The 12,655-nt window shown below is 39.1% G+C and carries 13 protein-coding genes and 1 pseudogene; 4 read left to right on the top strand and 10 right to left on the bottom strand.

What is annotated here, in order from left to right:
* From A5N85_RS07170 to A5N85_RS07160, 3 genes are all read left to right on the top strand, one after another.
* Positions 1-213, top strand: a 213-nt coding sequence (locus tag A5N85_RS07170) for a transposase (RefSeq protein WP_211268098.1), incomplete at its 5' end; no start/stop codon positions are given.
* A gap of 130 nt (positions 214-343) precedes the next feature.
* On the top strand, positions 344-1,375 hold the full coding sequence (locus A5N85_RS07165) for an AraC family transcriptional regulator (protein WP_072576620.1): 1,032 nt from the start codon (positions 344-346) through the stop codon (positions 1,373-1,375).
* 186 nt (positions 1,376-1,561) lie between these two features.
* Positions 1,562-2,893, top strand: a complete 1,332-nt coding sequence (locus tag A5N85_RS07160) for an NCS1 family transporter (RefSeq protein ID WP_211268097.1) — start codon at positions 1,562-1,564, stop codon at positions 2,891-2,893.
* A 225-nt stretch (positions 2,894-3,118) separates the two neighbouring features.
* Here A5N85_RS07160 and pcnB read toward each other — a convergent pair whose 3' ends face one another.
* The 10 genes and pseudogenes from pcnB to A5N85_RS16095 form a co-directional block, all read right to left on the bottom strand.
* Positions 3,119-4,435: a polynucleotide adenylyltransferase PcnB gene (gene pcnB, locus A5N85_RS07155; protein ID WP_072576619.1), complete on the bottom strand. Its 1,317-nt coding sequence runs from the start codon at positions 4,433-4,435 to the stop codon at positions 3,119-3,121.
* A 210-nt stretch (positions 4,436-4,645) separates the two neighbouring features.
* Positions 4,646-5,467 carry a metal ABC transporter permease gene (locus A5N85_RS07150; protein WP_072576618.1) on the bottom strand — a complete coding sequence of 274 codons (822 nt, stop codon included), beginning with the start codon at positions 5,465-5,467 and terminating at the stop codon, positions 4,646-4,648.
* Positions 5,464-6,303, bottom strand: a complete 840-nt coding sequence (locus A5N85_RS07145) for a metal ABC transporter permease (RefSeq protein ID WP_072576617.1) — start codon at positions 6,301-6,303, stop codon at positions 5,464-5,466. The genes A5N85_RS07150 and A5N85_RS07145 overlap by 4 nt, the downstream gene beginning before the upstream one ends.
* Positions 6,296-7,121, bottom strand: a pseudogene (locus A5N85_RS17255) (metal ABC transporter ATP-binding protein). The gene A5N85_RS07145 and the pseudogene A5N85_RS17255 overlap by 8 nt, the downstream one beginning before the upstream one ends.
* The gene (locus tag A5N85_RS07135) at positions 7,118-8,005 is read right to left on the bottom strand and encodes a metal ABC transporter substrate-binding protein (RefSeq protein ID WP_072576616.1); all 888 of its coding nucleotides are present in this window, start codon (positions 8,003-8,005) and stop codon (positions 7,118-7,120) included. The pseudogene A5N85_RS17255 and the gene A5N85_RS07135 overlap by 4 nt, the downstream one beginning before the upstream one ends.
* Before the next feature lie 84 nt (positions 8,006-8,089).
* Entirely contained in the window at positions 8,090-9,262 is a 1,173-nt protein-coding gene (locus tag A5N85_RS07130; protein WP_072576615.1) for a M20 aminoacylase family protein, read from the bottom strand.
* A complete protein-coding gene (gene yczE, locus A5N85_RS07125; RefSeq protein ID WP_072576614.1) occupies positions 9,255-9,905 on the bottom strand; it encodes a membrane protein YczE in 651 nt (216 codons plus the stop codon). Before yczE ends, A5N85_RS07130 begins: the two co-directional genes overlap by 8 nt.
* A 3-nt stretch (positions 9,906-9,908) precedes the next feature.
* Positions 9,909-11,501 carry a peptide chain release factor 3 gene (locus A5N85_RS07120; RefSeq protein WP_072576613.1) on the bottom strand — a complete coding sequence of 531 codons (1,593 nt, stop codon included), beginning with the start codon at positions 11,499-11,501 and terminating at the stop codon, positions 9,909-9,911.
* A 173-nt stretch (positions 11,502-11,674) separates the two neighbouring features.
* Complete coding sequence (locus tag A5N85_RS17250; RefSeq protein WP_115306104.1) at positions 11,675-11,755, bottom strand: glutaminase; 81 nt, start codon at positions 11,753-11,755, stop codon at positions 11,675-11,677.
* A 321-nt stretch (positions 11,756-12,076) separates the two neighbouring features.
* Positions 12,077-12,280: a glutaminase gene (locus A5N85_RS16095; RefSeq protein WP_211268099.1), complete on the bottom strand. Its 204-nt coding sequence runs from the start codon at positions 12,278-12,280 to the stop codon at positions 12,077-12,079.
* Between the two features lie 212 nt (positions 12,281-12,492).
* On the opposite strand from A5N85_RS16095, the gene A5N85_RS07105 reads away from it, so the two are divergent.
* A complete protein-coding gene (locus tag A5N85_RS07105; protein ID WP_084601687.1) occupies positions 12,493-12,645 on the top strand; it encodes a helix-turn-helix domain-containing protein in 153 nt (50 codons plus the stop codon).
* Positions 12,646-12,655 lie beyond the last annotated feature (10 nt).

Below are 12,655 nucleotides of genomic sequence, written 5' to 3'. Positions count from 1 at the left end.
ATGGACAATGCCGCTTTTCATAAACGCTGTGATATTCAAGCAATCATTGAAGAGCATGGGCATGAGATAGTTTGGTTACCCCCTTATAGTCCAGACTTAAATCCTATTGAAAAGATGTGGGCTTGGATTAAGCAAATACGCAAAGAATGGCGGATGGATTGTATTGATACTTTATGCTTTTATCTGCTTTGGATTGGGTTGGGTTTTAGATGATTGCACTATATATCATTAACTAAATATCCAGTATTTTGTTAATACTTGATATGATTTTTTGTTGCTAGCTTATTCTTTCACTTTAAGATAAAATAATATCGGTTATTAAAATCGATATTTTGGTGATGAAATGTGTGAAAAACAAATAGTAAATAATCATAGTGTATTAGCTAGCTGGATTCGTTCTATTTGTCAGACAGCTCGTAGCTACGAGTTTGATCCAATTCCATTAGTGATAAAATCAGGTTTAGATCCACAATTATTAAATATTCCAGAAGCAAGATATCCTTTAGACGGCGTTCGAACTTTATGGCAATTATTCATTGCTGAAAGTAAAGATAATTTGTTTGGTCTTTCTGTTGGGCAAAAAATTCAAGCCTCTGCCTTATATAGTTTAGGAATGGCAATTATGTCTTGTGCATCATTATCCGATTTAATGACGATTATGGCACGATATTGTAAAGTTATCTCTACTACTTCTCGAATTAGTTTAATGCATACCCCTGAGATTACAACATTAACCATGAAGTCTATTGATGGCGCAGAACCAATGAATTCCGCACGCCTTGCGTTAATGGCGTTTATTTATCGACAAGCCTGTAGCTTATCTCAGCACATCGTTAAACCAGCTTTTATTACACTTTCAATGCCTTATCAAGAAAACCATTATCGTATTGATGAGTATTTTTCTTGTCCAGTGAATTTAGGCGCAGAGGTAGATTCAATAGCATTCCATTATGCAGATATCATTGAACCTTATGCTAGTGCAAATATTCAGTTAATGAATTTAAATCAGACTATTGTTGATAAATATCTTATTCAATTAGATAAAACAGATATTTGTGCGCTAGTGATTCATCACATTCATTCTATGATTGGGAAAAAGGAACCTAAAATTACAGATATTGCTGATAAATTAAATCTTTCTGTTCGTACCTTACAGAGAAGGTTAAAAAGCCATGGCTGCTCATTTAATGAGTTAGTAGATAGAAAAAAACGAGATATTGCGCATGATTTACTAGCACATACCAATCAGAGTATGACTGAAATTGCTTTTTATTTGGATTTTTCAGATTTAAGTAACTTCATTCGAGCAAGCAAAAGATGGTTTGGCTGTACTCCTGCTAAACATCGAGATAACTGCCTAAAAATAGCAACTTAGTTTTGTTATGTATTGATATCAAAAACTGATAAATTACTAAAAATTTTACAATAATTATTTTGTCAGTTTAAGATATTTTGTTGTCGTGTAAAGACAAATTGCGATTCCTTATAATTCATGAAACCGATAAAAGTGATTAACTTTCAATATATTTAAATCACTTAGATACATAAAGAGGAGTATGCCATGTCTCAAAATTCTCATGATTCAGAGAGGAAATACGCAGGACAAGAAAGTCTTGCTGTTCAAAAAGTAAGAATTATGGATAAATTTTCTTACTTTTTAGCATGGTTAGGCGGTTGTGTTTCTATTGGAACCTTTGCAATGGGTTCAAGCATATTAGGCGTATTAAATTTATTACAGGCAACTTTGGCCATAGCTATTGGTTGTTTAGTGATTGGATTAGTATTGATGCTAAATGGCGCCGCAGGATATAAGTATGGTATTCCTTTTATTGTACAGGCTAGAAGCTCTTTTGGATTTATAGGAACGAAAGCTATTGGTCTCATTCGTGCAGTTCCAGCAATTGTTTGGTATGGTTTTCAAAGTTGGATAGGTGCGGGAGCATTAAATGCGGTTTCTATTACATTAATTGGTTTTGATAATATTGTCTTTTGGTTTATTTGTTTTCAAGGACTACAAATTTTGCTATCTACCTTTGGTTTCAAAGGAATTAAATGGTTAGAGAATATCGGTAGTATTTTTATCATAAGTTCTTTAGCTTATATGTTCTATCATGTCATTCAGAAGTATGAAACAGAAATAACAACTGGACTAATAGAAATAGAAGGTACTTGGGGAGTCGATTTCTGGGCAGCAACAATGCTTTTCCTAGGAATATATAGCACAATGATGCTTAATGTCAGTGATTATTCTAGAGAATTAAAACAAAACGTAAAAAGAGGACCTTTAGTCGCTATTTATGCATTTTCTATTCTGCCTTGTACGCTATTTATGGGACTTATTGGACTTATGGTATCCAGTGCAACAGGACAAGCTGATCCAATAGATGTTTTTACAAGTGCTGTAGATAACCAACCCCTTTTAATTGCGACTTTAATTTTTATTGCATTTGCACAAGTTACAACAAACGTACTCAATAATGTAGTTCCACCAACGTATGTATTGATGGATTTCTTTAAGCTATCATTTAAAAAAGCCACTATTTTGGTTGGATTATTAGCTTTTGCAACCTTTCCTTGGGAGCTTATAAAAGATAACTCGGCAGCAGGATTACAAATCTTTGTGCGAACTTATTCAGCATTCTTAGGTCCAATAGTAGCTGTCATGTTAGTAGATTACTACATTATCCGTAAACGTCGATTAGATATAGAAAAATTATATGATGAAAAAGGAGATTACATTGGCATTAATTACGCGGGAATTATTGCTGTATTAATTGGTGCAGGTGTCGCCTTATATTTTACAAAGATTTCTTGGTATGCCAGTTTATTACCAGCAGGAATAGTTTATTGGATATTGATGAAATATTGGTCTAAATCTAAACGCTTCTACTAAATAAATAGTCAGATAGTAATTTAAAAATATATAAATTATTCTTATGAAAAATCTAAAAATAATAAAATTACTAGAGTTATGAATATTGTAAATGAGTTATAAACTAATAAAGCATGAAATATAAATTATTTTGTTATGATAATAAGGAGCTTTTTCAGTTTTGAATCGTAAATTAGTCATTTAAGTTATTTTAAGGGAGAAATAAGTCATTTCTCCCTTATATTTTTAAAATGAGTTACTTTTCTTCCTTCTGGGGCGCCGACAATGTGAAGAACGTTTATTGGAAGATGATATTTGCTCAGATGAGAAAGCTGTTTCGGGAGAGGTTTGCATACGACTCCACCAACGAACAGACGCTTTTAGCGCTTCTCCAGCTTCTTCACGAATCAGTAAAAAATCATAGGCAGCTCTGAAGCGAGGGTGACTTAATAGGCTGCGTGTTTTTTTCTGATTATTTCCTGTTAAGTCAAAGCGCGCTTGTAATGTCCAAATTTCTCGAATCATTCCGCGTAAACGTACAGGTATAGAAACACGTTCCGCAGCAGCAATATGGACTAAATCTACAGCTTCGTGCATAGCGCTGTGCCAGTTATCACGTTCGCTAAGTAATCCTTGATATTGTAATTGATAAACTGGCCATAAGAAAGCAGCGAATAAAAAAGCAATAGTAACAGGTTTGTCTTCAGCGATTCTTTTATCAGTATTGCTTAAAGCAATTTTGATAATATTCTCTGCATATTTAGCAAAAGCTTTATTTGGATGATTTAGTATGCGATCGACATCAGGAAATAGGGCGCCAAAGAGATTTAATCGACGTAAACTTTCAAAGCTTTTTACGCCATAGCCGCTCATAAAGAGTTTTTGAGCTTCATCGAAAAGGCGGGCAGCAGGTACAGCTTTTAATCCATCTTTACATTTTGCAATAGCAGCTTCGGTTTCCGCCTCAATCTGCATACCTAGCTTAGCCGAGAATCTTGCAGCACGCAGCATTCTGACAGGGTCTTCAATATAGCGGGTTTCAGGATTGCCAATTAAGCGAATGGTTTGATTTTGAATATCTTTAACAGCACCTAAGTAGTCAATAAGAATTTCTTTACGCGGCTCATAGTAAAGCGAGTTAATGGTAAAGTCGCGACGAATAACATCGTCTTCCATGTTTCCATAGTGATTATCTTCAATGACTCGACCTTCGGTATCTGTTTTGACTTGGTCGTCCGCAGCTGCTCTAAAGGTAGCAACTTCAATGATATCACGCCCAAAATGGATATGAGCTAATCTAAATCGACGACCAATTAATCGACAGTTACGAAAAAGTCCTGCTATTTCTTCTGGACGTGCGTTAGTTGCGATATCAATGTCTTTGGGTTGGTGTTCAATCAATAAGTCGCGTAAACATCCGCCAACAAGGTAGGCTTCAAATCCTGCATCTATCAATTGATTGGCAATTTTTAAGGCTTTTCGGTCAAATTGCTCTGGGCGGAGTGTGTGTTGTTCACGAGTATAGAAGGTAGGGGTAAGCGTTTTATTTGCGGCTTCTTCCATGCCGTCCTCTTGTTGTTAGTGAAATCTGATGAAGCGCGTCATAGGCGCTATTTTATTTATAGTTATAGCTGAATGAGATGCTTTCTATTTAAGCTGAGAGTGATTTTTTTCGCACCAAAGTTTGTTATGAACTATAACCATAAAAGGCGAGCTATTATAACGATTTCTATTCTAAATCTATAGTATTTTTCTAAAATAGCGACGATTGTTTTATTGATGTCGAAAAATGTATAGACCTAAAGCAAGTAAGAAAAAGCTAGTTTGGCTTAATACGATACAAGCTGCCGGTGAGGCATCTAGATGGTAGCTTATCCATACACCAAGGAAAGTGGCTAAGATAGCGCTAGTCATTGAGGTGATGAGTAAGGTGCTAAATCGTCTGCAGAGTAGTTGTGCCGTCATACCCGGAATAATCAGTAAAGCAACGACTAAAATTACGCCTACCGCATTAATTGCCGCAATCGCTGTAAGGGCAAGCAGAATGAGTAGGAGATTATGTAGTAGCTGTATTGATAGTCCAGTGACTTTTGCTTGGATAGGGTCGAAGACGTATAAGGATAGATCTTTCCATTTTAGTGCGATGATGAAAATAACGATGCTAGCAATGATTAAAATACGAATACGGTCGTTGAGTTGAATGCCCAAGAGATTACCTAGCAGAATATGCATGAGTTGGTGATCACTTTTTAGGTAATGAAATAACACGATACCCAGAGCAAATAGCCCTGAAAAAACAACACCAAGAGCGGTATCTTCTTTGATACGGCTATGCTGGGTGAGATAACCGCTGGCAAGTGCGCAAGTCATTCCTGTGAGAAATGCCCCTAGTGTTAAAGGTAGTCCAATCGCTGCGGCAACGACAACGCCTGGTAACATGGCATGAGAAATCCCATCGCCCATTAATGACCATCCTTTAAAAACCAGAAAGCAAGAGAGTAGGGCGCAAGTTGCACTCAGTAAGGCAGCAAGCTCAAAGGCTTGTCGCATAAATTCATGAGAAAGTGGTTCTTGGATGAGTTGCCAAAGGGTCATGTTTGCTGCCTTTTACGCATAAATACGCCATGTTTGGGTGCAAAAAGAAAGACGGGAATAAATATGAGAGCCTGTAAGACCACAATAAGTCCACCAGTTACGCCATCAGCAAAATAGCTTAAATACGCGCCGATAAAGGCGGTTAATGCGCCAATTATAACGGCTATGGTCAGTACGATACCAAAACGGTCTGATAGTAAGTAAGCTGTCGCGCCAGGGGTAATCAATAAGGCAATGACTAGAATTGCCCCAACAGCTTGTAAGGAAGCGACTATTGCAATACTTAAAGCAAGAAAAAAGGTTATTCGCCAACGGCGAACAGATAAGCCTGCGGTATGGGCTTGTATAGGATCGAAGAATAGCAATAGCATATCGCGCCATTTCAGCGTGACAAAAGAGAGAATAATAATTGTCATGAAGATGATTTGAATTAAATCATGATCGCTTAAACTAAGAATATTGCCGTAAATGACGGCATTGATACTAATAGCAGTAGGGTTGATAGAAATAATGAGCAAGCCTAGCGCAAAGAAAGCCGAAAATACGAGTCCGATAATGGCATCTTGTTTAAATCTTGCAATATGGCTTAAGCCAAGCATTGAAAGAACGGCCAAAATGCCTGCCACTAATGCCCCTAAAGGAAAAGATAAGCCTAAAGCGTAAGCACCTGCAACACCGGGTACAACTGCATGGGAAAGTGCATCACCAATGAGTGACCAACCTCTTAAGAGCAAAAAAACGGACAAAGCGGCACAAGCAGCGCCAATGAGTGTCGCTGCGCCAATGGCTTTTAGCATATAAGTATAGGTGAAGGGTTCTACTAGGGTGCTAAGCATGAGGAGTATCCTGCGATGTTTGTGGGAAAACAGCAGGACGTTCATCATCACTAACAATGAGAGCGGGATTGCCGATATGTAAATGTTTGAGCACGCCACCAAAGGTATTAGCAAGATTGGTTTCGGTAAAGGTTGTTTCTGTTTTACCAAAAGCGATAACAGTTTTTTTCAGAAGAATAACTTCATTGCAGTAATCTGGAATTGTTCCTAAGTTGTGTGTAGAAACTAGCATTAAGTAGCCATTCTGGCGGAGCTCAGTTAAAAGCGCCATGATAGCGTGCTCAGTATTCACATCTACACCTGTAAATGGTTCATCAAGCAAAATAATGGGGCTTTGTTGGGCTAATGCTCGTGCTAGAAAAACACGTTTTTTTTTGTCCACCTGAAAGCTCACCAATTTGCCTTTTCGCTAAGTTTGCGATATCTAGCCTTTCCATTGCTTCATCAACAGCTTGATAGTCTTTTTGACTAGGACGGCGTAAAAAGCCCATATAGCCATAACGCCCTTGCATGACAACATCACGCACTAAAATAGGAAATGTCCAATCTACTTCATCTGCTTGAGGAACATAAGCCATGAGTCGTTGCTTTAAAGCTTGAGCCACGGGGAGACCGCAGAGCTTAATCTCTCCTTTTTGTGGGCGAATAATGCCCATAATGGAATTAAACAAAGTAGATTTACCACTGCCATTGACACCAACCAGGGCACAAACAGTGCCACTGGTTAAGGTGAAAGAGATGTTTTCAATCGCAGTATGTCGGTTAGGATATGTGTGAGTGATATTCTCAACAGTGATACTAGGGGTATGAGTCATTATTTTCCTGTTAATCCATCAATGATGGTTTGTGCGGTTACGTTTAATAAGTCTAAGTAGGTGGGAACTTTGCCATCAGGCGTTGATAAGGAATCAACATATAAAACGCCACCATAACGAGCACCTGTTTCATTAGCGACTTGTTTAGCTGGTTTATCAGAAACGGTGCTTTCGCTAAATACTGCTGGGATATGATTTTCACGAACTGTTTTGATTAAGTCTGCTACTTGTTTTGGCGAACCTTGGTCTTCAGCATTGATTGGCCATAGATAGGCTTCTTTTAGCCCATAATCTTTTGCAAAATAGGAAAATGCCCCTTCGCTACTAGCTAACCAGCGTTGATTAGCAGGAACTTTAGCTAAACCTTCGCGAATATGTGCATCTGCAGTATCTAATTTGGCTTTATAGGCGTCAGCATTTTTATGATAAATCTCGGCATTTTTAGGATCATATTTAGCAAATGCATTAGCAATGTTATCAACATAGATTTTTGCATTAGTTGCTGACATCCAAGCATGTGGATTAGGTTTACCGTTATATTCGCCACCCTGAATAAGGATAGGTTCGATTCCTTCAGTTACTACGACGGAAGGCACGTTTTTTAATCCTGCAAAAAAACGCTCGAACCAACGCTCTAAGTTGAGCCCGTTCCATAGAATTAGGTCGGCTTCTTGCGCGCGGACAAGATCTTTTGGGGTTGGTTCATAGTCATGAATTTCCGCACCAGGTTTTGTAATGGAAACCACTTGTGCAGTATCGCCTGCAACTTGTTTCGCTAAGTCAGCAATAACGGTAAAGGTCGTGACAGCAGTAAAAGGTTTTTCATCTTTTGCTTGCGCGGAAAAAGCCGTTAGCCCTGCTAGACAAATCAGTAGTAGTTTTTTCATCGAGAACTCCAAAGTAAAGGGAGTTGTTACTGTATATCAAATAAGAATAGTTATCAATATCAATCAGTAATTATTTTCTGTATTTTATGAATTTTGCTGTACAAGCGCAATCCAAAGATTGGCGCCAGTGGCTAAGATATCATCATTAAAATTATAATGAGGATTATGTAGCGCGCCATCAGGATGTTGTCGACCATTTCCAAGCCAGAAATAGGCGCCTGGCTTATGTTCTAGCATAATGGCAAAATCTTCGGCAGCATTACTTGCTTTAGGGTCATATTCAACTGCTTTATCTCCAAATAAGTTTTGTGCAAGCGTTCGAATATAAGTGGCATGCTCTGGGTGATTAATGGTCGGTGGATATCGGCGCTGATAGTCGATGCTTGCAGTAACGCCAAAAGCAGCAGCGGTATGTGTGGTAATTTCTCTTAGGCGGGCTTCAAGTTGGTTACGGATGGCAGGTGTAAACGCTCTTGTTCCGCCAGAAAGCGTAACAGTTGCCGGTAAGATGTTATACATATCGCCCCCATGAATTTGGGTAACGCTTAAAACGGCTTGTTCTGAGGGGTCAATATTCCGACTAATAATGCTTTGTAACGCAGTAGTAAGTTGGGCTGCAGCAAGAATAACATCATTACCTTGATGCGGTTGTGCGCCGTGGCAACCTTTTCCTTTTAAGATAATATCAAAAAGATCGAAAGATGCCATGACTGCTTTATCATGAACGGCAATAGTGTGTGGGGATAAATCAGGCCAGTTATGTAAGGCATAAACAGCATCAACAGGGAATTGTTCAAATAAGCCTTCAGCAATCATACGACCGCCACCACACTCATTTTCTTCAGCAGGTTGGAAAATAAAAATAACGGTTCCAGCAAAGTTTCGATGTTCGCTGAGATATTTGGCGGTACCGAGTAAAATGGCAGTATGTCCATCATGACCACAAGCGTGCATTTTTCCCTTAATCGTAGAACAATAAGGGAAGTCATTGGCTTCTGTTATCTCTAAAGCATCCATATCTGCTCGAATGCCGATAGTTTTGCCAGGTTGATTACCTTTTAAAACACCTACAACGCCTGTAACTGCTAAGCCGCAATGAGTTTCAATCCCCCAAGATTTTAGGGATTGTGCCACAATTTTAGCGGTTCGATGTTCTTGATAGGCAGTTTCGGGATGTGCATGAAAATCTTGTCGAAGTTGGCGCATAAGGGTATCGATTTCGTCATGCGCTTGAATAGCTTTTATCAATTTACTCATTAGACACTCGCCATAGTCGGAAAAATACGGATAAGATAATTTGCACTACCCAGCCAATTCCAAAGGCGAACAAGAGCGTGCCAATACCAACCACTCCTCCCATCAGCCAGCCCAGTAGGCAAACCGTTATTTCAAGTAGACTACGAACTATACCGATTTGCCAGTTGGTTTTTTCACAAATCCCAATCATTAAACCGTCTCTCGGTCCTGTCCCCAATCGACAAGTAAGATAAAACGCGCTAGCAATGCCGATGGTTAGAATACCCAGCAGACAATAAAAAATTCTGCTGGTCATAGTTATTGGTGGCGAAATTAGCCTAAGAAATATACCGAAAGCAAAAGCAACAAGAAAGATATTGATAATTGTGGCTAATCCAGGACGTAATTTCAGTGGTAGCCACAGCAAAAAAACAATCACACTAATCCACAAAGTAGCTAAAGCAATGGATAAGGATGTTTGGCGGCTAATCCCTTGTGCCAATACGCTCCAAGGAGTTGCCCCCAAATTGGCTAAAATCAACAATGCTTCGCCAAGCCCAAAAAGAATTAATGCAAGACATAAAATCCCTATCGCACGTGGTTTTAGATGCCAGAGATGATTGGCTGTCCAAGGGGTAGGGGGAAGAACGCGTGAAGTTTTCATTTTTTATTGCGCTAAATGATCTCGAGTAGCGGTAAATCGAATGTCTGGAAAGCGCTCTTGGGTCAGCTGTAGATTCACGCGACTGGGGGCAACGTATACCAATTGTCCATAATGGTCATGCGCAAGGTTGGCTTGGTTTTTATCTACAAACTGCTTCATGGCTTTGTCATTAGGTGCTTCAATCCAACGAGCGGTAGCGACGTTTATCCCTTCGAATTGACAAGTCACATTATACTCTGTGGCTAAGCGTTGTTGCACAACATCAAATTGTAATACTCCTACAGCGCCTAAGATTAAATCATTGCCAATAAGCGGTTTGAAAAATTGGGTAGCACCTTCTTCACATAATTGCTCTAAGCCTTTTAAAAGAGCTTTCATTTTTAGCGGATCTTTTAATCGCACGCGACGGAAAAGCTCAGGGGCAAAATCAGGAATGCCGGTAAATTGCAATTCTTCTCCTTCGGTAAAGGTATCACCGATACGGATGGTGCCATGGTTGTGAATGCCAATAATATCGCCGGCGAGCGCAGTGCTTGCGTGTTCGCGTTCTGCTGCTAAGAAAGTCAGCGCATCTGGAATTTTAACATCCCGTCCAATACGAACTTGTTTTAGTTTCATACCCGGTGTAAAACGTCCAGAATTTACACGCATAAAAGCAATTCTATCTCGATGCTTAGGGTCCATATTAGCCTGAATTTTAAACACAAAACCCGTTAATTTATCTTCTTCTGGAGCGACTACTCTTGCTGTAGTAGCATGTGCTTGTGGGGCGGGCGCATTTTCGGCGAAGTCTGTTAACATTTCTCTCACACCAAAGTTTCCAATGGCAGAACCAAAATAGACGGGCGTTAATTCGCCGCGCAGATAAGCCTCGCGGTCAAAAGCATTGCTTGCTTCGCGTAGCAATTCAATTTCCTCTCGAAAATCAGCAATCATATTAGGAAGCAATTCATCTAAACGCGGATTGTCTAATCCTTTTACCTCTTCTCCATTATTGACTAGCGAACCTTTGCCAGGTTCATAGAAGTAAACGGTATCTCGCTCTAAATGGTAAACCCCTTTTAAGGAACGTCCCATGCCTATTGGCCATGTTACAGGCGCACATCGAATTTTAAGAACGCTTTCTACCTCATCTAATAATTCCATTGGATCACGACCTTCACGGTCAAGTTTGTTGATAAAGGTAAAAATAGGGGTATCTCTTAATCGACAAACTTCCATGAGTTTAATGGTGCGATCTTCTACCCCTTTAGCACAGTCAATAACCATTAACGCACTATCAACAGCCGTTAGGGTTCGATAAGTATCTTCTGAGAAGTCTTCGTGTCCCGGCGTATCCAGTAAGTTAATCACTTTACCTTGATAAGGAAACTGCATTACGGAACTAGTCACGGAAATTCCCCGTTCTTGTTCCATTTGCATCCAGTCAGAAGTAGCATGACGAGCGGCTTTTCGACCTTTAACCGTTCCTGCCATTTGGATGGCGCCTCCGAATAATAAGAGTTTTTCTGTCAGTGTGGTTTTACCTGCATCAGGGTGAGAAATAATGGCAAATGTTCGACGGTCACGCCAATCGTCGGAAAGAATATCAGTCATAATAGGTTATAGATGAAAAAGACGATATTTTAACAGAAATCTTGTCATTCTCTGTTTGCTAAAACAGGAAAGAGATAAATCTATCCCTTTCTTTTTTAGTTTTCAATCAAACTTAATTTTTTAGGATTAATCGGAGAATAATGGAGCGTTTTCGCAATATGCACCACCATTTTTTATCCTCTTACGCTATTCCCGACTGGATCAAGAGGGGGAGAAAAAACAGCAATGCTGATTACACCGGGAACCACTGTCATTAGCCCATCGCAACCCCACTGTTTCCCGATAATCCTACATCGAGACCTTTGCAAAATTCCGTTTTACACTAATTTTTGCTACTAGTAGAAATATTAAAAATATGATTTTTAATATATTTTTAAAATTTAAAAAATTAAAATTTCTCTATTTTATGTTTTTTGCAAAAGTCTCATATCGTAGGATCATTGTCCAAAAGTGTCGTATATAGCAGGACTACCAAAAAATGCATACCGTACTTGAAGATAGGATGTTGTTTTCAAGTGTATATTGAGTTAACGTTGTACGCATTTTTTGGGAAGGTGGCTATAAACCTTCTGTCGTCATTTCCACCAAAATAGGGCGATGTTTTTCGGTTCAATAACTTTTTCGTCACTAATTGGATTTTTCCCTTGATTGGCTAAAGTTTCCGCTAATGTGGCGAGTTCTGCTTTATCAATTAACGTTGAACATTGGTGGGTATAAATATCACAAGCTTCCATAGGGTCGCAGTAAAGCGTTCCAGCAGAAGAAAGTAACCAAGAAATCGCTTTATTTTGCGCGTTTGTGTTTGCTCTGAGGTATTAATTTCATTTGATAAAGCAATCCAAAGTTGCTTACGATTCTCTGCTTGAATAAGCTAACTATCGCAATCGCGCCCGTATTAACTATAGTCAAATCACTTATAATCCAATCTATCCAAAGCAGATATAAAGAACAACTTGTAGTAGAATTATCAAAAACAAACTGAGCATATCCTATGACCTACTGCCGCCAATTCCGACAGAAAATTCTTAACGATATTGCTAATGGAGAAACTTGGCGCGCTGTTGCAAAGCGCTACAAGATCAGCAAATTCACCGTCTATAGCTGGATTAAAAATCCCCATCCTAAAGGCTTTACTGTAGCGTAAGCCCCTCAAA

Origin of the sequence: Suttonella ornithocola, from assembly GCF_001889065.1 — a bacterium.
GTDB lineage: Bacteria > Pseudomonadota > Gammaproteobacteria > Cardiobacteriales > Cardiobacteriaceae > Suttonella_A > Suttonella_A ornithocola.
The sequence above is the reverse complement of the archived record's forward strand: the minus strand, read 5'-3'. Positions and strand labels throughout refer to the sequence as shown.

Excerpts from the sequence above, each read along its gene's own strand:
- A5N85_RS07165 (WP_072576620.1), top strand. The coding sequence starts at position 344 with ATGTGTGAAAAACAAATAGTAAATAATCATAGTGTATTAGCTAGCTGG.
- A5N85_RS07160 (WP_211268097.1), top strand. The coding sequence starts at position 1,562 with ATGTCTCAAAATTCTCATGATTCAGAGAGGAAATACGCAGGACAAGAA.
- pcnB (WP_072576619.1), bottom strand. The coding sequence starts at position 4,435 with ATGGAAGAAGCCGCAAATAAAACGCTTACCCCTACCTTCTATACTCGT.
- A5N85_RS07150 (WP_072576618.1), bottom strand. The coding sequence starts at position 5,467 with ATGACCCTTTGGCAACTCATCCAAGAACCACTTTCTCATGAATTTATG.
- A5N85_RS07145 (WP_072576617.1), bottom strand. The coding sequence starts at position 6,303 with ATGCTTAGCACCCTAGTAGAACCCTTCACCTATACTTATATGCTAAAA.
- A5N85_RS07135 (WP_072576616.1), bottom strand. The coding sequence starts at position 8,005 with ATGAAAAAACTACTACTGATTTGTCTAGCAGGGCTAACGGCTTTTTCC.
- A5N85_RS07130 (WP_072576615.1), bottom strand. The coding sequence starts at position 9,262 with ATGAGTAAATTGATAAAAGCTATTCAAGCGCATGACGAAATCGATACC.
- yczE (WP_072576614.1), bottom strand. The coding sequence starts at position 9,905 with ATGAAAACTTCACGCGTTCTTCCCCCTACCCCTTGGACAGCCAATCAT.
- A5N85_RS07120 (WP_072576613.1), bottom strand. The coding sequence starts at position 11,501 with ATGACTGATATTCTTTCCGACGATTGGCGTGACCGTCGAACATTTGCC.
- A5N85_RS17250 (WP_115306104.1), bottom strand. The coding sequence starts at position 11,755 with ATGACAGTGGTTCCCGGTGTAATCAGCATTGCTGTTTTTTCTCCCCCT.
- A5N85_RS07105 (WP_084601687.1), top strand. The coding sequence starts at position 12,493 with ATGACCTACTGCCGCCAATTCCGACAGAAAATTCTTAACGATATTGCT.